The organism is Campylobacter aviculae, assembly GCF_005406215.1.
Classification (GTDB): Bacteria; Campylobacterota; Campylobacteria; order Campylobacterales; family Campylobacteraceae; genus Campylobacter_D; species Campylobacter_D aviculae.
Genome location: NZ_NXMA01000012.1, coordinates 15,003 through 36,243 on the forward strand (window position 1 = coordinate 15,003; position 21,241 = coordinate 36,243).

Here is a 21,241-nt window from a genome sequence, read left to right on the forward strand (position 1 = left end):
AACAATTTATAAGGAGTAAAGATGAATTTAGAGGATATTTTAGAAAAAAATCAAAGTATAGGACTCTATAGCCCAAAAAATGAGCATGATGCTTGTGGGATTGCGGCTGTTGCTAATATACGTGGTATCGCTTCTTATAAGGTTATTTGCAATGCTTTAGAAATTTTAATGAATCTTGAGCATAGAGGGGGTTTTGGAGCTGAAGAAAATTCAGGAGATGGAGCTGGAATTTTAATCCAAATTCCACACGATTTTTTTAAAACTCAAGAATTAGGCTTTGAACTTCCAAAAAAAGGCGATTATGCCGTTGCACAAATGTTTTTATCTCCAAATTCAGAAGCTAAAGAAGAGGCCAAAGCTATCTTTTTGCAAGGTTTAAAAGATAAAAACCTTGAATTTTTAGGTTTTAGAGAAGTTCCTTTTAACCCTAGTGATATAGGAGAGAGTGCTTTAAAGGCTATGCCTTATTTTTTACAAGCTTTTGTGAAAAAGCCAGATGAAATAAATGCAGGAATTGAATTTGAAAGAGTGCTTTATAGCTGCCGTCGTCTCATAGAAAAAAAGGCTTTACATGTGCCTAAATTTTATTTTTCTAGCTTTTCTTCTAGAACTATAGTTTATAAAGGAATGCTACTTTCTACACAATTGAGCGATTTTTATCTTGATTTTAAAGATGTCAATATGAAATCAGCCATAGCCTTGGTGCATTCTCGTTTTTCTACCAACACCTTTCCAAGTTGGGAAAGAGCACATCCAAATCGTTATATGGTGCATAATGGTGAGATCAATACCATACGAGGCAATGTTGATGGTATCAGATCAAGACAAGATTTGATGCAAAGTGATTATTTTGAAAATTTGGATGAAATTTTTCCGATCATTGCTAAAGAAAGCAGTGATTCTGCTATGTTTGATAATACTTTAGAATTTTTAGCTTTAAATGGTAGAACTTTAGAAGAAGCTTTTATGATGATGGTACCTGAACCTTGGCATAAAAATGAAAATATGCAAAGCCATAAACGTGCATTTTATGAGTATCATTCTTTATTGATGGAGCCTTGGGATGGACCTGCGGCGATTGTTTTTACCGATGGTGTGATTATGGGGGCGAGTTTAGATAGGAATGGTTTTCGTCCTTCAAGGTATTATCTTACAAAAGATGATATGTTGATACTTTCTAGTGAAACAGGAGCTTTAAAAATCGATGAAAAAAATATCAAAGCTAAAAAACGCTTAGAGCCAGGAAAACTTTTACTCGTCGATACTGCAAGGGGTAGGGTGGTAACCGATCATGAAATCAAAGAGCATTATGCTAATGCTAAGCCTTATCAAAAATGGCTTAAAAATTTAATTGATCTTGAAAAACAAGATAGTGGAGCTTATAAGCATAAATTTTTAAAGCAAGATGAAATTTTAAGACTTCAAAAAGTGTTTGCTTGGAGTGAAGATGAACTTATAATGAGTGTTAAAGCTATGGCACAAAGTGGTAAAGAAGCGATTGTTTCTACTGGAGTTGATATACCTTTGGCGGTTTTATCGAAAAATTATCAACCTTTATATAATTATTTTAAGCAGCTTTGCGCACAAGTGACTAATCCTCCGCTTGATTCTATACGAGAAGAAATTGTAACCTCAACAAGAATTTATTTAGGTCGCGAAGGGAATTTGTTAAAACCTGATGAAAAAAATGCCAAGCGTGTGAAAATTTCTTTGCCAATTATCAGCAATGAAGAATTATTTGAGATTAGATCTTTGAAAAATTTCAAGGTAAAAGAATTTTCTATACTTTATGATCATTCTAAAACGACTTTAGAAAAGGCTTTGGATAATCTTTTTACAGAGGTAGAAAAAGAAATAAAAAAGGGAACTTCTATCATTATTTTAAGCGATAAAGGAGTGAATGAAAAAAACGCTTATATCCCTGCTTTACTTGCGGTTGCTGGGGTGCATAATCATTTGGTTAGAAAAAATTTAAGAACCCACACAAGTATCATCATAGAAAGTGCAGAGCCTAGAGAAGTTCATCATTTTGCTTGTCTTTTAGGCTATGGTGCGACTGCGATCAATCCTTATTTGGTTTATGAAAGTATCTATAAATTCGTTAAAGATAAAGAAATAGATTTAAGCTATGAAAAAGCGGTAGAAAATTTCATCCATGCAAGTTCAAATGGTATAGTAAAAATTGCTTCTAAAATGGGTGTTTCTACCTTGCAAAGTTATAATGGATCAGCACTTTTTGAGTGCTTGGGATTAAATTCTAAAATGATTGATAAATACTTTACTTCTACTGCCTCGCGTATAGAGGGCATTAGTTTGCACGATTTTGAAAAAGAACTTATCAATTTACATCAAAACGCTTTTAAAGATGAAAATTCAGATTTTAAAGAGGAACATTTAATCGATCCTATGATTGTTTTTAATCTTCAAAAGGCGTGTAAAAACAATGATTATAAAATTTTTAAAAAATATTCTTCTTTGATCAATGAAAAGCAAATCACATTGCGTTCTTTAATGGAATTTGATTTTAATGAAGCTATCAGCATCGATAAAGTAGAAAGTGTAGAAAGCATAGTAAAACGTTTTAGAACCGGTGCAATAAGCTATGGATCAATTTCTAAAGAAGCTCATGAGTGTTTGGCAATGGCCATGAATAAAATAGGTGCAAAGTCAAATTCAGGTGAGGGTGGGGAAGATGAAGAACGCTATGAAAGCGATAAAAATTCTGCTATAAAACAAGTTGCAAGTGGCCGTTTTGGAGTGGATTTAAATTATTTAATCCATGCAAAAGAAATTCAAATCAAAGTTGCTCAAGGGGCAAAACCTGGAGAAGGAGGGCAATTGCTAGGCTTTAAGGTTTATCCTTGGATTGCTAAAGCTAGACATTCTACACCGGCTGTTACTCTTATCTCTCCGCCACCCCATCATGATATTTATTCTATTGAAGATTTAGCTCAGCTTGTTTATGATTTAAAAAATGCAAACAAAGACGCTAAAATTTCAGTAAAACTCGTCAGTGCAAATGGTATAGGAACGGTTGCAGCAGGCGTTGCAAAATCAGGAGCAAATTCTATTTTAATTTCAGGTTATGATGGAGGCACTGGAGCAAGTGCTAGAACTTCAATTTTGCATGCGGGAATTCCTTGGGAATTAGGTTTAGCCGAAACTCATCAAACGCTTATTTTAAACAAACTTAGAGATAGAATAAAATTAGCAGTTGATGGCAAACTTATGACAGGAAGAGATTTGGCTATAGCAGCACTTTTAGGAGCTGAAGAATTCGGCTTTGCTACGGCGGCTATGATCGTAATGGGTTGTAGCATGAATAAGGTTTGCCATCTTAATACTTGTCCAGTTGGAATCGCCACTCAAGATGCAAAGCTTAGAAAGAATTTTAAAGGCAAGGTGGATGAGATTGTTAATTTTATGTATTTTATAGCTGAAGAATTAAGAGAATATATGGCTAAATTAGGTTTTGAGCGTTTAGATGATATGATAGGTCGTGTGGATAAACTTCATCAAAAAAATGCACAGGCTAAAGCAGGGAAAATTAATTTAGATAAAATTTTAAAATCTTTATCCACTTACAATAAAACCGCAGTGCATTTTAAAGATTATAAAGATAATAAACTTGAAAAAACGATTGATTATAGAATTTTACTCCCACTTTGTAAAAATGCTATAAAAGAACCGATCAAGCTTTCTTTAGAAGTGGGCAATCAAAGCAGGACTTTTGCGACTATGCTTTCAAGTGAAATTTTAAAAACTTATGGAAAAGATGCTTTAATGGAAGATAATATCTATATTAAAGCCATAGGAAATGCTGGAAATAGTTTTGGAGCTTTTTTGATCAAAGGGATCAAGCTTGAGATCATCGGAGATAGTAATGATTATTTAGGCAAGGGCTTAAGTGGAGGAAAAATCATCGCTAAAATTTCAGATGAAGCGACTTTTTCACCCGAAGAAAATATCATCGCAGGAAATGCTTGTTTGTATGGTGCAACTGAAGGTGAAGTGTATCTTGATGGCATAGCTGGAGAGAGATTTTGTGTGAGAAATTCAGGTGCTAAAGCTGTGGTTTTAGGAATGGGAATTCATGGATGTGAGTATATGACAGGTGGGCTTGTAGTCGTACTTGGTGATGTGGGTGCTAATTTTGCAGCTGGAATGAGTGGAGGTATTGCTTACATACTAGGAAGGCACAATGAAGTTCATGTTAATACGGAGCTTGTGGATATTAAGGATTTAAACGCTAAAGACGAAAAAGAATTAAAAAAGATGATAGAAAAACATATTTTTTATACTGATTCAAAAAAAGCTAAGGATATACTAGATAAATTTGATAAGAAAGATTTTTTTAAGATTATGCCAAGGGATTATGAAAAGATGTTAAAAATGCTTGAAATTTGCAAGCATGAAAAAGATCCAAGTTTAGCAGCTTTTTTGAAAATCACACAGGGATAAAAAAGAACAAACTAAAGTGAAAACATAATAGAAAAATCGGTTTTCACTTTATATTTTAGATTATTTAACCTTCAATTGAAGATTTTTCACTAGAAACTTCGTCTAATAAGTAAATAATGTGCTGCCAAGAAGCACCGGTTTTATCACTCAATCCAATTTCGCAAGTACTTGAGCTAGAATAAAATCTTTTTATATTTAAATCTTTAAAATATTGTTGTAAATTATCTAAAGCGACATCATTTAGTTTTGGTTCTAAAAATCCTTTATTTCCTGCAAATGCACAACAATAGGTTTGCTGATGTTCATAAACTTTAGCTTTGGTACAAGATTGTGCAATATGTTTTAAACTTTTTCCAAAACTTTCTTTTTTGCTAGCACAAACTACATAAATACCTATATCTTCTTTTAGAGGGTTAATGTGAAGTTCTTTTAAGATATAATCATTTAAAAAATCACTCATATCAAGAATTTTTAGTTTTGAAAAAGACTTTAATTCTTTTATTTGGTGCAGTATTTCAGCACTGCAAGCACTATGATCGCATACTATAGGAATATCTTTATCTTTTACTTCTTCTAAAAGCCAAGAAAGAGCCTTATGGACAGGGTTAATTGATGAGTCTTTTAGGGTGTAGTTTTTAAAGGCTTTACCACAACACATTTGTTCAATGTGTTTTGGATAAATGACATTAAATTTAGCTTTTTGACAAAGATTTTCAAAGACTTCTTGTATACTTCTTAAATCTTTTGCTTTGGAATTAGGGGCAAAAATTCTATTTAAACAGCTGGTAAAATAAATTACCTCTTTGTTAAAATGTTTATTTTTTGAATTTAAAACGTAAGTATTTTTACTAGGCATAAATTTTAATACTACAGGAGTTTTTAAATTTTTATTTAAAAGCAAACTGATATTTTTTAAATTTTCATCACCAAAAATTTTACTTGCAAAAGAAGCTGCACTAACGCCGAATTTAGCTATTTTTACTACTTTTTCTAAATTGTTAGAGATTGTTTTGGCTATATTTAGCCCACGAGCTTTTTCATTATTGTAATGTATGCTAATTTTTGCACTATTAATTTCCAAAGGACAAATAGTAGAACACATAGAGCAAGTTGCACAACTTGTAATAACTTCGTATTCGTATTCTTGTTTTAATAGACTTAATTCTAAATTTTCTTCTTCATTTTTATTTTCTAAACTTTCTAAACGTTTAATTTCTCTATGCACTGCTATTCTTTGCCTTGGAGTTAAGGTTATATTTTTACTAGGACAAACTTTTTCACAAAATCCGCATTCCATGCAAGTTTCTATATAATCTTCTATTTTTTGGGATTGTTTTAAGTTTTTTATATGGATTTTTGGATCATCACAGATTATAACATCTGGATTGAAGAGATTTTTTGGATCAAAAATATTTTTGATTTTTTTATTTAGCTTATATGCTTTTTCGCCCCATTCTTGCTCAACAAAAGGTGCCATCATGCGGCCTGTTCCGTGTTCTGCTTTGGTGCTACCTTTTAAGCTAAGTACTAAATTAACCATATCATCCATAAATTTAGCAAAATTCTCTTTTTCTTTTGGATCATTTAAAAGAGGAGTAATGATAAAATGCACATTTCCGCTTAATGCATGTCCGAAAATAATGCCTTTAAAATCGTATTGCTTAAAAAGTGAAGTTATGCCCTCTATACCTTTTTCAAAATAATCAATCTCAAAACAAATGTCTTCTGTGATTACCGTACTACCACTTCTTTTCGTAGATGCTGAAATTGGAAGTAATCCTTTTCGAATTTTCCACCATGTTTCTTGCTCATTTGGATCAAAACTAAATCTTATGCCAAAAAGTGTATTGATGGTATTTAATTTTTCGCTGATAAAAGCAATATTTTTTTCTAAAATATTTTTGTCGTTGTTTTGAAGTTGAATTAAAATACAACAATTACCTTCTTTAACTCGCGTTAGTTCATCGGGCATTCCTTGCAAATTGCTTACCGCTTCTAAACATGCATAATCCATTATTTCAGCCGCACTGACTATTTCATCATTTAGAGAAAGTATTTTAACAGCTTTTGCGGCTAAAGAGAGATTTTCGTAAAATAATAAGGCACACGCTTTATGTTTATAATCATCGACCGTAAAATACTCAACCCTAGAAACAAAACCAAGTGTTCCTTCTGAACCTATGAAAATATGATTTAATATATCTTTTATATCTTCAAAATCACTTAAAGAATTTAAACCATATCCCGTAGTATTTTTAATGCTAAATTTTCTTTTAATTTCTTTTAGTAAGTTTTCATCTTTTATGATATCTTGTCTTAAATTTAAAATTTCATCTACCATTTGAGAATGAGTATTTAGAAATTCTTTCAAACATTTTTCATCCGAAGTATCTAAAATAAAACCATCGTATAAAATAACTCTTATAGATTTAATAGTTTGATAACTGTTTTGCTTAACCCCACAACACATACCACTAGAATTATTAGAAAAAATTCCTCCTATGGTGGCGTTATTGATTGTTGCAGGATCAGGACCTAGTTTTTTATTAAATTGACTCAAGACTATATTTGCTTCAGAACCAATTACTCCACAATCACACCAAATAGAATTTTCATTTGCGACGATTTTATCCCAACCATTCATACAAATAACTAAAACACTTTTGGCACAAGCTTGACCACTAAGACTAGTTCCAGCACCCCTAAAGGTAAGTGGAATATTATATTTACGACTTAAATTTATAATTTTAAGAACTTCTTCTTCACAAATAGGTTTTAGCACAAGATCAGGAATATAACGATAACAAGAGGCATCAATGCCATAAGCAAATCTCTTTAAATAGCTATCATAAAGTCTATCTTGTAGAAAACTTTTACACTCATTTTTAAAATCGTTTAGCATTTTATCCCTCCAGTTTTTTTAATTATATCTACAAAAGCTTAAAACTTTTTCTATGTAGTTTGCAAGTTCCAAATTTGGCTATTAATTCCTTATGAGTTTTGGTGCCATAGGCTTTATTCTTTTCAAATTCATAATAAGGGAATTCTTTAGCCAAAAAATTCATAACCCTATCTTTGCTTACTTTTGCAAGTATGCTAGCTGCACTCACTTGTAAAATTTTAGCGTCTGCCTTAACTAGGGTTTTAATGCCACTAATTCCAAAGTTGGTATTGCCATCGTATAAAAAATGAGAGTGTGTCTTAAAATGCCTTTTTATAAGCGTTAAGCCTGTTTTTAAACAAGCACTAAGCCCTAGAGTATCGATTTGTTCAGATGAAAAAGCTAAGATGAGATAGTTTGAATTTTTTATGATGATTTCATAAAGTTCTTCGCGTTTTTTTTCGCTGAGTTTTTTAGAATCACAAAGTCCGTCTATTTTTTTATTAAGCTTGCAAGCTGCCATCATCATAGGGCCTGCCAAAGCTCCGCGTCCTGCTTCATCTATGCCTATTAAATTTTCATCATATCTAGGTAAAAGTTCATTATCTGAAAATAAAAGTTCCATAGAAGTATTTTCTAAATTTATCTAAGAGGAGTTACAAGCCTTAATAAGGCTTGTTATTTAACCTAAAAATTCTCTTTTAAAATATTCTCTTGGAGCTTTACATAAAGGACAAGCTGCAGGAGCTTTTTTGCCACGATGGATGTGTCCACAAACTTCACAAACCCATAAATCTTCTTCTTCGCTGTTAAAGAATTCTTCCTCTTCAAGCATTTTTTTAAGGGCTAAATATTCTCTTTCGTGTTCGATTTCCACCTTACCAATAGCAGTGAATAATCTTGCTATAGCTTTTTTGCCTTCATCTTCTGCGATTTTTGCAAAATTTGGATACATGGTTGTATGTTCGTAATTTTCACCTTCTGCTGCGCTTACAAGATTCTTTGTTGTTATTTCTAAAGGTTTGCCATCTACGATTTCATGATAAGCTTTAAATTCAGCCCTTGCGTGCCATTTTTCATTTTCGGCAGCTTCTCTAAAATGTCTAGCAACTGCATGCCATCCTTCTTCTTCTGCAATATCGGCAAACAAGTCATATTTATTTCTAGCCATAGATTCTCCCGCAAAAGCTTTCATAAGATTTACAGCTGTTAAATCTGTTGTAATACATTGCATTTCTTCGCCACAACAAGTAAGTTTTCCACCACCTACAACTTGAATTTCAACTTCGTTGCCACATTTTGAACATTTGTAAGTTTCATATTGTCTCATTTTGGACTCCTTTTTTAAATAAATTACTATTATTGTATTACAAAAAAATATTTTTGTCAATTAATAATTTTTATTATAAGATTATTAATATTATTTTAGAATAGAATTTTTATAGAGAAAGCAATTTTTATAGCGTCTTTGAATGGACGCTATATATTTATTTTTCGACTTCTTTTGTGATACGATTTCTTATATCGCGACGCACAATCTCCATACCCCAAAGCCAAACTATGTGCCCAAAAATTTCAGACAAGTGTTCATCTAGTGGAATTTCTGAAAGTGGCGGAACTTCCGCTATTAAAGGCATAACAATAACATGGGCAAAAAGATAAACAAAAAAGCCAAAAACAGCTCCTTGCCACATTGTGATTTTATGCCATTTTTCGGCTATCATACAATATGCTATTCCAAACACGACAGAAAATCCCACATGAACAATAAAAATTGACAAAGGCATTTGCATACCTGAAAATGTGTAAGTCCAATCTGTAGGCAATCCCAGTTGCTCTAAAAAGATTTTAGGAGGAGTAACCCGCTCAAGTGCATCAATTGGCCAAAATACATTAGGATTTCGCGGAGGAAAAGGTACTTCCCATCCCCATTTTACAATTGCACCAAAAACACCTGCTAAAATTCCTATAAAAAACGCTAGAGTATATTTTTTACCATTTTCCATAATTAACCTCCATGATTAAAATATTTAATTTCATTATACTGCATTAATTTTTTTATGTCAAAAGGCATTTATTTTATTTTTGAAAATTAAATTTTAAAATATTCTTTGAGTTCTGTACAAATTTTATAAAAATTAACCCCATCAATAGTTGGATTTTCTTTAAAAAAAATAAACATATCCTCAAAGCCACTTTCAAGCTCTTTAGATTTAACTCCATAGCTTATGCTAAGTCCTGCTTCTATAAAAGCAGCAAGTTTGTCGCAATATTTTAAAGCTTTTCCATCAATTGCACCAAATTCATTTTCATTAAAAGAACTCAGGCTCCCGCTGCAAAGTTCTATTTTTTTATTTTTATAGGTGCGATTTTCAAATTCATTTTTTACAAAATTAGCTTCTCCAGTTCTTCCTTCTCTAATGCCTAGTATAAAAGAAAATTCAGCTCTTAAATTTTCAGGTACAAAAGGAAGAATTTTTTCATTGATTAGTTTCATTTCATAATCATTTATAATTTCATGAAGACCTTCTATGCCATATTTAACAGGACTAATAATATCTCTTGTAAGACTTTCCGGTAAGTCGTGAAATAAAGCGCAATAAAAATTATTTTCCAATCTTTTATCACAAGCTTTGATTTTTAAAGAGTAAAAATAACCCAAAATTGCAACCACTAGCATATGTCCAAGCACTGCAGTTTCTGGAATTCTTGGAGTTTGTGCCCAACGTTTTTGAAAGCGTAATCTTCCGCTAAGATCGATTATTTTTGCTATTTTTTGATTTAGAGCGATTTTTCTAGCTCCTATTAACTCGTAATAATCTTCCAATTCTTCTTCAACTTTGTTTTTAATATCGTCAATATCATTTAAAAAAGCTGAGGTTTGATAAACGATATTAAATTCCCATCTAGTAGCAAAATAAGAAGCAGCCTTTAAAATGAGTCTTTCTTTGGCATAAGAACTGCTATTAAGATAATTTTCAAAACGCTTAAGAAATTCTCCATCTTCAATATCTGCTATCATAGGCTCGATTTTGCTTAAAACCCAAGCATTAACCTCATCTTTTTTTTGACGCACAATTTCATGATAAACATCAGGGCGTATATCGGTTACCACAACGCGACTTAAAAATTCAAAAATACTCCCTTCTATAATCATTTTCATATCCACATCTTTTTCCATCTTGGCTATAAAATAAGCAATAATAAATTTATGCGCTTGTTTATCAAGTTCGACTAAATTTGCCATTCTTGGATAATCGTTCCAGCGACTAATAGAAGCGGCTTTAAAAATGTGCTCTATAAGTTTTATGTTTATCATTGTTTTTCCTTGTATGATCCGAATTTAAAAAATTTCGTTAAAATTGCGAAATTATAGCAAATTTAAGGATAAAAATGAGTAAAAAAGCACTTTGTATAATCAGCGGTGGAATGGACAGCACTTTGTGTGCTTATTTGGCAAAAAAAGAAGGCTATGAGATCGTAGCTTTGCATTTTGATTATGAACAAAGAACTCAAGAAAAAGAAAGAGAATGTTTTAAAAAAATTTGCCAAGCTTTAAAAGTTGAAAAATCTTATATTTTGGATGTGAGTTTTATTAAGATTATAGGAGGAAATGCTTTAACTAATAAGGAGTTAAATATACCTAAAAATGAACTTCTTTTAAATAGCGACACTCCACCTATAACCTACGTTCCTTTTCGCAATGGAATTTTTTTAAGCATTGCGGGATCTTTGGCTGAAAAAGAAAATTGTGAAAGTATTTTTATAGGGGTTGTAGAAGAAGATGGTAGTGGTTATCCTGATTGCACTCATGAATTTATAGAAAAAGCAGAGAGCTTTATCAATAATGGAACGAGTAAAAATTTTAAAGTTTCACTAAAAACTCCGCTTATTAATCTCAATAAAGGGCAAATCGTTGAGTTAGCTTTAAAAGAAAATGTGCCTTTGGAGCTTACTTGGTCTTGTTATGAAAGCAATGATGAAGCTTGTGGAGAATGTGATAGTTGTTTGCTTCGTTTAAAAGGTTTTAAAAAAGCAGGAGTTAAGGATAGGATTAAATATAAAAAATGATTAGACACTATAAAAAATTAAGTGAAACTCAAATAGAAAAGCTTTTGAGGCTTTGGGAAGAAAGTGTTAAAGCAAGTCATGATTTTTTAGATGAAAAGAATTTTAAAATCATTAAAAATTATTTAATGGATTTTGATTTTAAAGGATTAGAATTTTTATTTGCTTATGAAAAAGATGAATTAATAGGTTTTTTAGGTTTTCATCAAGAAGAAATTCAAATGCTTTTTATACACCCTTCGTTTTTTAATCGAGGTTTTGGATCTCAACTTTTAAAAAAGGCGATGCAGGATTTTAAGTTAAATAAAGTAGAAGTTAATTTTGACAATAAAAAAGCTTTAAAATTTTATCAAAAATTTGGCTTTCAGATTGTAGGGGAATATCAAGATGATTTTGGATTTAAGCTTTTAAAAATGCAAAAGTCCTAGTTAAACTAGGACTTGAGTTTTAATTTAGAGTAAAGAGTTTATTTGCCCCATCTTGATAAGAAAGAATATTGATTTTTCCATCTTTAAAGAAAATACTTCTTGCATTGGTTATCGAACTTGGAAATGCTATAGTTCTTACTACTTCTTCTTTGGTAGGATTGATTACCGCAATTACATTATGATTTTTGCTAAGTGCGTAAAGCTCTCCATCTTTAAAAGTCATAGAGGTTACATAAAGATCCCCTAAAGTTTTCCCTTCTTTAAGATCCGCTTTTGGCGTAAATTCTGCTGAAAGAAGGCGATCTTTTAAAGAAATTTTAGAGATTACAAAAGTTTTAGCATCTTTATTATTTGGAACTGTTGCAAGATAAAGATAACTTCCATCTGTACTCATACTTGCTACGTGATTAAATTTGGCTCTAACCGTATCAAGCCTTCCACGACCTAAACCTTCTCCTTGACCTTTAAATTTATCATTACCTTTTACAAAGTCAGCATATTGTTTAGAAATATCTTCTTGGCTTGCATTAGGATTTTTTGCAAATCTTAAGAAAGATTTATTTGACCCCATAAGTATGAATTTATCATTCATATAAGGAATGATGCCTATAATAGGATCAATAGTGGCTGAAAAATAAGGATCTAATTCAAAACTTTCTTTAGTGTTAAAGTTGTTATCTAAGAAAGCTACATCCCATTTAGAACTTGCTACAAATTCTCCGTTGATATAATCAAGCGTATTGATTGCTTTATCAAAGTTAATAGTTTGCTCATTAACAATTTTAAGCTCATTGTTGATTTTTGTAAATGGAGCATTATTGATATCGTTGTCAAATTTAATTCCTAGCTTATCGCTTGCTGGTGCAAAAGCATAATCAGGAGCTTTAACATCGCGTTTTCCTAAGAAAGAGATATTTTGCCATAAACCATTCCATCCATTTGTACTCCAAATAATGTATTTTGGATTTAAGCTAAATCTTACCGGATCACCTTGTCCGACATAAGGAGGAATGCCTGTACTAACAAAAGCTTGGAAAATATTAGACGCTACAATAACAGCACTAATCGCTACTGCCGCAAAACTAAATTTGGTAAATTTTCTAAATTTTTCACCATTTAATTCTTTATCAAAAGCATTAAACTTAGGAGCAAAGGCAAAAATTACACCCAAAAGTAATACAACAGCCCAAAATACAACTTCAGCCCAAAAATATGTATGAATTCCGAAAACTGCTAAACCAAAACCTTGATCTAAGTCTCTATGGGCATGATTGCCATAGTGAGCAAAAGACTGATAAAGACCTAGAGCTGTCATAATTAAAAGAGCAGCTAGATATTTCCCTTTCACCCCGTAACGAACTATAAAAAGAGCCATTACACCGATAAAAATCATCGCTTCTCTTTGTCCCCAACAAAGCGTACAAGGACTATCACCTAAAAAATAACCAAATACTACATTTGCTGTTCCTACAGGTAAAAGTATGATTAAAAACCCTGCAAGACACATTAAGGTATAAAAATTTTTTGCTTTATTTACTTCATTCATTTTCATTCCTTTTTTACAGATTCATTGTGGTTAAAAGTCCGGTTGTTTTGTGACCAACATAAAAAACAATCATCATAAGCCAAGCTACCATTACTAAACCAAAAGCAAGGTTTTCTTTTTCTGGTTTTTTTATGATGAGTATTAAAGCAATTAATATTAATAAAAGCTCAAGAAACTCCATAATATCTCCTTAATAAAATAAAAATTAAAGTCATTAAATTATATTCTAATAAAAATAAAATAAAAATAAAGCAAATAAAAATCCGTATTTTTTAGAAATACGGAAGATTATTTAAAATTATTCAATTTTTTTGAAAGCTTAGAGGCTCCATTAAGAACATTTTCAGAGACATTATTAATTTCACAAGAGAGACCTTTTATAAGGTTGGCAAGTTCATTTACTTTATCAATGCTAGATCTTAAAACAACCATTTTTTCTTGTACTTCTGTACTTTTATCTTTCATTATCTGAGTAGATTGTATAGAACTCTCTAATTTTTGCATCGAGTTAATGAGTTCTTGCTGTAGATTATTTGTTTTTTCGGAAGTTTCTTGCATAGACTGATTAATAAGATCCATTAAAGATTTATTATCATTAATTTGCTGCACGATAGTATTTACTGTGGCATTAATAGTTAAGAGTGATTTACCTGTTTTATCAGCAAGTTTTCCAACCTCATCAGCAACGACCGCAAAGCCTCGTCCGTGCTCCCCTGCTCTTGCGGCTTCAACGGCTGCATTAAGAGCAAGTAGATTGGTTTGATCTGCTATATCTCTAACCGAATTTGTAATTTCTATAATATTGTCTGCGCTTTGGGTTAAATTGTCCATATTGACAACAACATTTTGCTCTTTTTTATTGTTTTCATTAATGAGTTCAACAAGTTGAGTTAAGGTTTCTCCAACTTTATTCATCAATAAATGCATGTCTTGCATATTATCAACACTTTCTTGTGCCAAATTCCCAGCTAAGACTATATGATCGTCTAAAACATTTGTAATTTCTTTTACATTTTCAATTTGATTATTTTGAGAATTTGAGCTTTCTTCAAGAGTATTGGCATTGTTTTTTAGTTGTTCTGAATTTTTATAATTAGCTTCTGCATTTTCAATAGCTTCAAATACAGAATTTTGAACAACAGAAATAAAGGTATTTATATGAGCAGCACTTTGTCCTAACTCGCTTTTTGGATCTATGTCTAAACGAGAAGATAAATTTGCTTCTTTTCCGGCCAAATTTGTACTTAATTTTTCCAAAATTCTTACAGGAATAACGATTTTTTTCAAGGTGATGATAATAAATATAACCAATAGAATAAAAACAATTGAAAAAACTCCAATTCCTACATAAAGCTTTTGTATATTAATTTTGTCTATATTTAATTGAGTGATTTGGTTTAGGTAATCAAGTTCTTTATTTAGAGTAGAATTTGTATAAATACTAGAATTATTTTGCATTATTTCAATTTGTCTCAAAATCATTTTATAATGGGTTGAAAAAAGCTTTAAAGTATCATTATTTTCCATTACTAATAAATTGTGAATCAAAGAATCTAAATGCCTAAGCGTAGATTTTTCTAAGACATTCTCTGTAGCAATAATTCTAAGGATAGGGTTGATTGTTTTAAAATTTTGAGAATCTTTTTTGTTAAAATTATTTTCTGTTTCATTAAAATAATCTTTAGCCAACTCAAAAAGATAGAATTTTGAATTAACCGCGATAGAATTTGCTGATTTAAATTGATTTAATTGTTCTAATTTTTGGTTAAAGATTGTTTTAGCTTTAGAATCATCAATGCCTAACTCTTCAAGTTTTTTCAACATAATCTTCATTTGTTTCACTGCAGCAACACTTTCATCGTAGTTTATAAAATTAAAACTATTTTGAAATACTTTATCAATACGTGTATTTAAGATTTTAAGCATTTGTAAAGTATTGACAATTTCTTTAGAATTTTTACTTGAAGTGTAATTGTTAAAAATAATACCCAATAAAATAAAAATAGCAATTAAAGTACAAGCTGCCAAAAATATGAATTGATATAAAAAAGAAATTTTTTTATTGGATGTTGTCATGATATTCTCCTGTTAAACTTTCTAAAAAAGCTACTATACTATCTACAGTTTCTTGATTTAAAAATTTTCCAAGTTGATAATAAGCCATAAATTGCACACAAGCATCTAGGGTTGGTATGCTTCCATCATGATAATAAGGAGCCGTTTTTGCTATATTTCTAAGACTTGGCACTTTAAACACCATTTTATCAGATTCTTTTTTTGTGATTTCATAGCGTCCTAAATTGCTTTGATCTGGAAATTCTTGAAAAATACCAATTTTTTGGAACATATTTCCACCTATATTTTGCCCTTGATGGCAAGAAATGCAACCTTGTGCCTTAAATTCTTCATAACCTCTTTTTGCTTTTTCTGAAATTGCATCTTTATCTCCTTTTAAATATCTATCAAAAGGAGAGTTTGGGGTGATTAAGGTTTTTTCAAATTCAGCAATAGCATCAGCTATATTATCCACACTAATTTCACCATAAATATCGCCAAAACTCTTTACGTAGTCAGGATTGGCATTGATTTTTTGTAAAAGAATTTCTGGGGTTAAACCCATTTCTTTTGGATCAAAAAGAGGTCCTTTTATTTGTTCTGCAAGGTTTTGTGCACGTCCATTCCAAAATTGGACAAAATTAAATACAGAATTGAAAGTTGTTGGAGTGTTAAAAGGCGTATCTAATTGATTATCTACTCCTATAGAATTCGAGGTATTATCTACTCCATAGTTTTTTATATTATGGCAAGTGTTGCAAGATACTTTTCCATCTTTAGATAAAGAAGTATCCATATATAATTTTTTTCCAAGACTTGCTTTTGTTTTATCATAAGGTAAATTATCCGGAATCGGAGTAATCATGTCAATCGCACACATTGTTGTTATTAAAGATAGTATCAAATAAAATATTTTCATTATCTAAATCCTTTATAATTTTTTTAAGATTATAAAAATCATAATATAAATTTTATTAATTGGTAATAAATTTTTACCACTAGCAGGTTAGTAGTTAAAATTTAAAATTTTTGCGTAAATATTTAGAGCTATTTAATTTAGAATTTTGTTTTATAAATATTAAAAATCATCAAATTTCAATATTTTAACACTCTTAAGAATTCATTTTCGATTGCAGCATTGGAATGGATAATAAATTCATCATTTTTAAAATTAAATTTTAATGTCTGAGCGTGTAAACATAAGCGTTTTGCACCTGTTATTTTTATCCTATCTTCCAAATTCATCTTTCCATCTAATATGGCTTCAATTTGTTCTTTTTCTAATCCATAAAGTGGATCGCCTAATATAGGATGTTTTGCATAGTGCAGATGAATTCTTATTTGATGTTGCCTTCCTGTTTGTGGCTTACAAAGCAAAAGAGTACAGCGATGTTCAGGGTAGAATTTTAAAGCCTCAAATTCGGTTAAAGCTCTTTTTCCATTTTCACAAATTTGCATTCTTGTTTTAACATCATTGTAATTTTTTGCCAAATCTATATTAGCATCAATTTTAAAATTTATTTTGACCTCGCCTTGAACTAGAGCTAAATATTCTTTTTGAATTTGTCTTTTTTCAAACATAGTTTTAAATTCAACTTGGGTTTGTTTGTTTTTTGTAACAAGTATTAGTCCGCTTGTTTCTTTATCAAGACGATGTGCCACGCAAGCTTGTTTTCCCCATAGATGCCAAATTTCATCACTGAGGCTGTATTGACAATGCCTACCATTGGGATGGCTAAGGACGCCACTTGGTTTTTCAACTACTGCAAAATCTTCATTTTCAAATACAATTTCTATCCCTTTTGGATGATTTTCATAGACAATTAACTCTATAATTCCATTAAGAATTTTGTTTTTTTCTTGGATCAAAATTCCATCACAAAAAAGCCTTTTTTTATCAATCAATTTCTGTGCTTCATTCATAGGAATTTTTAAAGCTTCCATAAGGACTTGAAATGCCTTTTTTCCATTATTTGGGAGTTTTATTTTTGTATAAGGCACTTTAACTTCTTTCTTAGAATTTTTTAGATAAAATCTCATTTCTTTATTTTGAAATTATAACTAAAAAAGGTTGTAAAACTATGGTTGTAAGATACAGCAGAGAAATTATGGCTAAAAAATGGGATGTTAAAGCCAAATATGATGCGTGGCTTAAAGTGGAATTAGCCGCTGTGAAAGCTTGGAATAAATTAGGTCTCATTAATGATATAGATTGTGAAAAAATTTTAAAAAATGCAAAATTTGATATCGATAGAATCGATGAAATCGAAAAAACAACCAAGCATGATGTTATAGCCTTTCTTACAAGTGTGAGTGAAAGTTTGGGTGAAGAGAGTCGTTTTGTGCATTATGCCATGACGAGTTCTGATTGTATTGATACTGCTGTAGCCTTACAAATCAAAGAAAGTTTGGAACTTATTTTAGAAGATATTTCATTGCTTTTAGAAGCCATAAAAAAACGTGCTATAGAACATAAAAATACACTGATGGTTGGAAGAAGTCATGGGATTCACGGAGAGCCTATAACTTTTGGTTTGGTTATGGCCATTTGGTATGATGAAATTTTACATGCTAAAGATCTTATAACACATGCTAAAGAAGTGATTAGCTATGGAAAAATAAGCGGTGCAATGGGAAATTTTGCCCACGCTCCTTTGGAATTTGAAGAGGAAGTTTGTAAAAATTTAGATCTTAAACCTGCTCCAGTTTCCAATCAAGTCATTCAAAGAGATCGTTATGCACAAGTGATTTCAGCTATTGCGATTTTAGCTTCATCTTGTGAGCAAATTGCTGTAGCAATAAGACATTTTCAAAGAACAGAGGTTTATGAGGCTGAAGAATTTTTTAGTGCGGGACAAAAAGGGAGTTCAGCGATGCCGCATAAAAGAAATCCAGTTTTGAGTGAAAATATTACAGGACTTTGCAGAGTGCTTCGATCTTTTGTTACTCCAGCATTGGAAAATGTTGCACTTTGGCATGAAAGAGATATTTCTCATTCGAGCGTAGAGAGATTTATTTTACCCGATGCTTTTATAACAGCGGATTTTATGCTTACGCGTCTTACAAATTTGATTGAAAATCTTTTAATTTATCCAGAAAATATGATGAAAAATTTAAACCTTACAGGTGGGCTTGTATTTTCACAACGTGTTTTACTAGAACTTCCTTTTAAGGGAATCAGTCGAGAAGAAGCTTATAAAATCGTTCAAAGAAATGCTATGAAAGTATGGTCTGATTTGCAAAATGGCAAAGAAGTGATCAATGAAAAAAATGAAAGTTTATTTTTAATCGCACTCTTAAACGATGAGGATTTAAGAAAAAGTTTAAGTGAAGAAGATATACGCAAATGTTTTGATTATAGTTATTATACAAAGAATGTCGATGCTATTTTTGCAAGAACATTTAAATAATGAATAAGGGAAAACAATGAAAGTTATAAAAAGAAATGGCCGTACAGAAGAATTAGATATTTCTAAAATTAAAAAATGTACTTCTGATGCAGTGAGGGATTTAGAAGGTGTGAGTTTAAGTGAACTAGAGCTTGATGCAAAAATTCAGTTTAGGGATGAAATTTCAACTGAAGAGATTCAAAAAACTCTTATTAAAACGGCTGTGGATAAGATAGACATTGATTGTCCTAATTGGACCTTTGTTGCGGCTAGGCTTTTCTTGTTTGATTTGTATAAAAAAGTCAATGGAATAAATCGCTATAATCATTTACGCGATTATTTTGAAAGAGGAGAAAAAGAAGGAAGAATTTTACTCGGCTTAAAAGAAAAATATGATCTAGATGATTTAAACGATTATATTAAACCAGAACGCGATATGCAATTTACTTATTTAGGCGTTAAGACTTTATATGATCGTTATTTGATTAAAGATAGTAAAGGTATGCCTATAGAACTTCCACAGCAAATGTTTATGGCTATAGCTATGTTTTTAGCACAAAATGAATTTAATCCTCAAGAATGGGCTAAAAAATTTTATGATTTGATTTCTAAATTTGAAATTATGCTTGCCACTCCAACTCTTTCCAATGCTAGAACTACTAGACATCAACTCAGTTCTTGCTACATAGGGAGCACTCCTGATAATATAGAGGGGATTTTTGATTCTTATCAAGAAATGGCACTTTTGTCTAAATTTGGCGGTGGTATAGGTTGGGATTGGTCCAAAGTCCGTGCTATGGGTGGAAGTATAGATGGTCATAAAAATGCAGCTGGAGGTATTATTCCTTTTTTAAAAATTACAAATGATATTGCTGTAGCTGTGGATCAGCTTGGAACTAGAAAAGGTGCTATTGCAGTTTATATAGAACCTTGGCATATGGATATAAGTGATTTTATTGATTTGCGTAAAAATTCAGGAGAAGAAAGACGCAGAGCACACGAACTTTTTCCTGCTTTATGGATCAATGATCTTTTTATGAAAAGAGTTAGAGCTAATGATAAATGGACGCTTTTTGATCCTGCTGATACGGCTGATTTGTGCGATTTATATGGAGAAGAATTTGAAAAACGTTATGAAGAATATGAAAAAGATGAAAATATAGTTAAAGAAATTGTAGAAGCTAAAGAACTTTGGAAAAAAATATTGTTGAATTATTTTGAAACAGGTTTGCCATTTTTATGCTTTAAAGATACCGCCAATAGAGCCAATCCAAATGCACATTCAGGAATTATTAGAAGTTCAAATTTATGTACAGAAATTTTTCAAAATACTGAACCTAACTATTATCAAATAAAAGTTGTTTTTGAAAATGGAGACGAGAGGCATTTTGATGAAGAAGAACGCGTGGTTATAGATGGTGGTTATGAGAAATCAGCTAAGAAAATTTCAACTCTAGATAGTATTAATGGTAATAAGGTTTATATAGTTGAAAAATACAAAAATGACGGCAAGACTGCTGTATGTAATTTAGCAAGTATCAATTTAAGCAAAGTGTATTCTAAAGAAGATATAGAACGTGTGGTGCCTACGGCTATTCGTATGCTTGATAATGTGATCGATTTAAATTTTTATCCACATAGAAAGGTAAAAGATACAAATTTAAGATCTCGTGCTATAGGACTTGGAGTTATGGGTGAAGCACAGATGCTTGCTGAAGCTAAGATTCATTGGGGGAGCGAAGAGCATTTTGAGAAGATAGATAAAATTATGGAAAAAATTAGTTTTGAAGCTATAAATGCGAGTTCAAATTTATCTATAGAAAAAGGATCTTATCCTGATTTTAAAGGATCAAAATGGAGTGAAGGGATCTTTCCTATAGACGTTGCTAGTGATCAGGCTAAAGCTTTAACCTTAAGGGATGGTTTGTTTGATGAAAGTGATTGTGATTGGGGTAAGCTTAGAGAAAAAGTAAAAAAAGATGGTATGAGAAATGGTTATTTAATGGCTATTGCTCCAACTTCTTCTATATCTATTTTAGTAGGAACCACTCAAACCATAGAGCCTGTCTATAAAAGAAAATGGTTTGAGCAAAATTTAAGTGGTATGATACCAGTTGTTGTCCCCAATTTAAGTCTTGAAACCTGGGAATACTATACTCCAGCTTATGAGCTTGATCAAAGAATTTTGGTTAAGGCAGCTGCCATACGTGGAAAATGGATCGATCAAGGGCAAAGTTTAAATATCTTTTTATCTCTAGACAAGGCAAGTGGAGGCTATCTTAATGAAATCTATCAACTTGCTTGGGAACTTGGAGTAAAGTCTACATATTATTTAAGAAGTGAAAGTCCTAGCAGTGAAAAAGTAAATGTGGCCGATCGTAGTATAGAATGTGAAGGGTGTCAGTAAAATTTA

General features: G+C 31.3%; 15 protein-coding genes and 1 pseudogene. 5 read left to right on the forward strand and 11 right to left on the reverse strand.

The window, feature by feature from the left end:
• The first annotated feature begins 21 nt into the window (after positions 1 to 21).
• Positions 22 to 4,461 carry a glutamate synthase large subunit gene (gene gltB, locus CQA76_RS06875; RefSeq protein WP_137622685.1) on the forward strand — a complete coding sequence of 1,480 codons (4,440 nt, stop codon included), beginning with the start codon at positions 22 to 24 and terminating at the stop codon, positions 4,459 to 4,461.
• Positions 4,462 to 4,525: 64 nt separating this feature from the next.
• Here gltB and CQA76_RS06880 read toward each other — a convergent pair whose 3' ends face one another.
• The 5 genes from CQA76_RS06880 to CQA76_RS06900 form a co-directional block, all read right to left on the reverse strand.
• Positions 4,526 to 7,363, reverse strand: coding sequence for an FAD-binding and (Fe-S)-binding domain-containing protein (locus CQA76_RS06880; RefSeq protein ID WP_137622686.1), 2,838 nt, complete (start codon positions 7,361 to 7,363; stop codon positions 4,526 to 4,528).
• A 28-nt stretch (positions 7,364 to 7,391) separates the two neighbouring features.
• On the reverse strand, positions 7,392 to 7,967 hold the full coding sequence (locus CQA76_RS06885; RefSeq protein ID WP_137622687.1) for a ribonuclease HII: 576 nt from the start codon (positions 7,965 to 7,967) through the stop codon (positions 7,392 to 7,394).
• A 57-nt stretch (positions 7,968 to 8,024) separates the two neighbouring features.
• A complete protein-coding gene (locus CQA76_RS06890) occupies positions 8,025 to 8,672 on the reverse strand; it encodes a ferritin family protein (protein WP_137622688.1) in 648 nt (215 codons plus the stop codon).
• A gap of 157 nt (positions 8,673 to 8,829) precedes the next feature.
• On the reverse strand, positions 8,830 to 9,348 hold the full coding sequence (locus tag CQA76_RS06895; protein ID WP_137622689.1) for a YagU family protein: 519 nt from the start codon (positions 9,346 to 9,348) through the stop codon (positions 8,830 to 8,832).
• Between the two features lie 86 nt (positions 9,349 to 9,434).
• Positions 9,435 to 10,661: an HD domain-containing protein gene (locus CQA76_RS06900; RefSeq protein WP_137622690.1), complete on the reverse strand. Its 1,227-nt coding sequence runs from the start codon at positions 10,659 to 10,661 to the stop codon at positions 9,435 to 9,437.
• 74 nt (positions 10,662 to 10,735) lie between these two features.
• Here CQA76_RS06900 and queC point away from each other — a divergent pair, with 74 nt between their 5' ends.
• Together queC and CQA76_RS06910 are read left to right on the forward strand one after the other, a co-directional pair.
• Positions 10,736 to 11,413, forward strand: coding sequence for a 7-cyano-7-deazaguanine synthase QueC (gene queC, locus CQA76_RS06905; RefSeq protein WP_137622691.1), 678 nt, complete (start codon positions 10,736 to 10,738; stop codon positions 11,411 to 11,413).
• Positions 11,410 to 11,838, forward strand: coding sequence for a GNAT family N-acetyltransferase (locus tag CQA76_RS06910; RefSeq protein ID WP_137622692.1), 429 nt, complete (start codon positions 11,410 to 11,412; stop codon positions 11,836 to 11,838). Before queC ends, CQA76_RS06910 begins: the two co-directional genes overlap by 4 nt.
• Positions 11,839 to 11,857: 19 nt before the next feature.
• Here the strand turns inward: CQA76_RS06910 and dsbI are convergent, their stop codons facing one another.
• The 6 genes and pseudogenes from dsbI to CQA76_RS06935 all read right to left on the reverse strand — a co-directional run bounded on the left by dsbI (position 11,858) and on the right by CQA76_RS06935 (position 17,479).
• Positions 11,858 to 13,384, reverse strand: coding sequence for a disulfide bond formation protein DsbI (gene dsbI / locus CQA76_RS06915; RefSeq protein WP_137622693.1), 1,527 nt, complete (start codon positions 13,382 to 13,384; stop codon positions 11,858 to 11,860).
• Positions 13,385 to 13,397: 13 nt separating this feature from the next.
• The gene (dba, locus tag CQA76_RS06920) at positions 13,398 to 13,565 is read right to left on the reverse strand and encodes a disulfide bond formation protein Dba (protein WP_137622694.1); all 168 of its coding nucleotides are present in this window, start codon (positions 13,563 to 13,565) and stop codon (positions 13,398 to 13,400) included.
• Positions 13,566 to 13,672: 107 nt separating this feature from the next.
• Positions 13,673 to 14,215 carry a methyl-accepting chemotaxis protein gene (locus CQA76_RS09440; RefSeq protein WP_408608981.1) on the reverse strand — a complete coding sequence of 181 codons (543 nt, stop codon included), beginning with the start codon at positions 14,213 to 14,215 and terminating at the stop codon, positions 13,673 to 13,675.
• 570 nt (positions 14,216 to 14,785) lie between these two features.
• Positions 14,786 to 15,460 (reverse strand): annotated as a pseudogene (locus CQA76_RS09445) (DAHL domain-containing protein); the annotation flags it as partial.
• Positions 15,444 to 16,358, reverse strand: coding sequence for a cytochrome-c peroxidase (locus CQA76_RS06930; RefSeq protein WP_137622696.1), 915 nt, complete (start codon positions 16,356 to 16,358; stop codon positions 15,444 to 15,446). The gene CQA76_RS06930 and the pseudogene CQA76_RS09445, both read right to left, overlap by 17 nt.
• Before the next feature lie 176 nt (positions 16,359 to 16,534).
• Positions 16,535 to 17,479, reverse strand: coding sequence for an RluA family pseudouridine synthase (locus CQA76_RS06935; protein WP_232364912.1), 945 nt, complete (start codon positions 17,477 to 17,479; stop codon positions 16,535 to 16,537).
• 41 nt (positions 17,480 to 17,520) lie between these two features.
• Between CQA76_RS06935 and purB the strand changes: the two genes are divergently transcribed.
• Positions 17,521 to 18,849, forward strand: a complete 1,329-nt coding sequence (gene purB / locus CQA76_RS06940; RefSeq protein ID WP_137622697.1) for an adenylosuccinate lyase — start codon at positions 17,521 to 17,523, stop codon at positions 18,847 to 18,849.
• 16 nt (positions 18,850 to 18,865) lie between these two features.
• Positions 18,866 to 21,235, forward strand: coding sequence for a ribonucleoside-diphosphate reductase subunit alpha (locus tag CQA76_RS06945; RefSeq protein WP_137622698.1), 2,370 nt, complete (start codon positions 18,866 to 18,868; stop codon positions 21,233 to 21,235).
• Positions 21,236 to 21,241: the final 6 nt, after the last annotated feature.

Bases quoted from the DNA above. Each gene is read 5' to 3' on its own strand.
- CQA76_RS06900 (WP_137622690.1), bottom strand. From the start codon at position 10,661: ATGATAAACATAAAACTTATAGAGCACATTTTTAAAGCCGCTTCTATT.
- CQA76_RS06935 (WP_232364912.1), bottom strand. From the start codon at position 17,479: ATGAGATTTTATCTAAAAAATTCTAAGAAAGAAGTTAAAGTGCCTTAT.
- purB (WP_137622697.1), top strand. From the start codon at position 17,521: ATGGTTGTAAGATACAGCAGAGAAATTATGGCTAAAAAATGGGATGTT.
- gltB (WP_137622685.1), top strand. From the start codon at position 22: ATGAATTTAGAGGATATTTTAGAAAAAAATCAAAGTATAGGACTCTAT.
- dba (WP_137622694.1), bottom strand. From the start codon at position 13,565: ATGGAGTTTCTTGAGCTTTTATTAATATTAATTGCTTTAATACTCATC.
- CQA76_RS06910 (WP_137622692.1), top strand. From the start codon at position 11,410: ATGATTAGACACTATAAAAAATTAAGTGAAACTCAAATAGAAAAGCTT.
- CQA76_RS06885 (WP_137622687.1), bottom strand. From the start codon at position 7,967: ATGGAACTTTTATTTTCAGATAATGAACTTTTACCTAGATATGATGAA.
- CQA76_RS06945 (WP_137622698.1), top strand. From the start codon at position 18,866: ATGAAAGTTATAAAAAGAAATGGCCGTACAGAAGAATTAGATATTTCT.
- CQA76_RS06880 (WP_137622686.1), bottom strand. From the start codon at position 7,363: ATGCTAAACGATTTTAAAAATGAGTGTAAAAGTTTTCTACAAGATAGA.
- dsbI (WP_137622693.1), bottom strand. From the start codon at position 13,384: ATGAATGAAGTAAATAAAGCAAAAAATTTTTATACCTTAATGTGTCTT.
- CQA76_RS06895 (WP_137622689.1), bottom strand. From the start codon at position 9,348: ATGGAAAATGGTAAAAAATATACTCTAGCGTTTTTTATAGGAATTTTA.
- CQA76_RS09440 (WP_408608981.1), bottom strand. From the start codon at position 14,215: ATGGACAATTTAACCCAAAGCGCAGACAATATTATAGAAATTACAAAT.
- queC (WP_137622691.1), top strand. From the start codon at position 10,736: ATGAGTAAAAAAGCACTTTGTATAATCAGCGGTGGAATGGACAGCACT.
- CQA76_RS06930 (WP_137622696.1), bottom strand. From the start codon at position 16,358: ATGAAAATATTTTATTTGATACTATCTTTAATAACAACAATGTGTGCG.
- CQA76_RS06890 (WP_137622688.1), bottom strand. From the start codon at position 8,672: ATGAGACAATATGAAACTTACAAATGTTCAAAATGTGGCAACGAAGTT.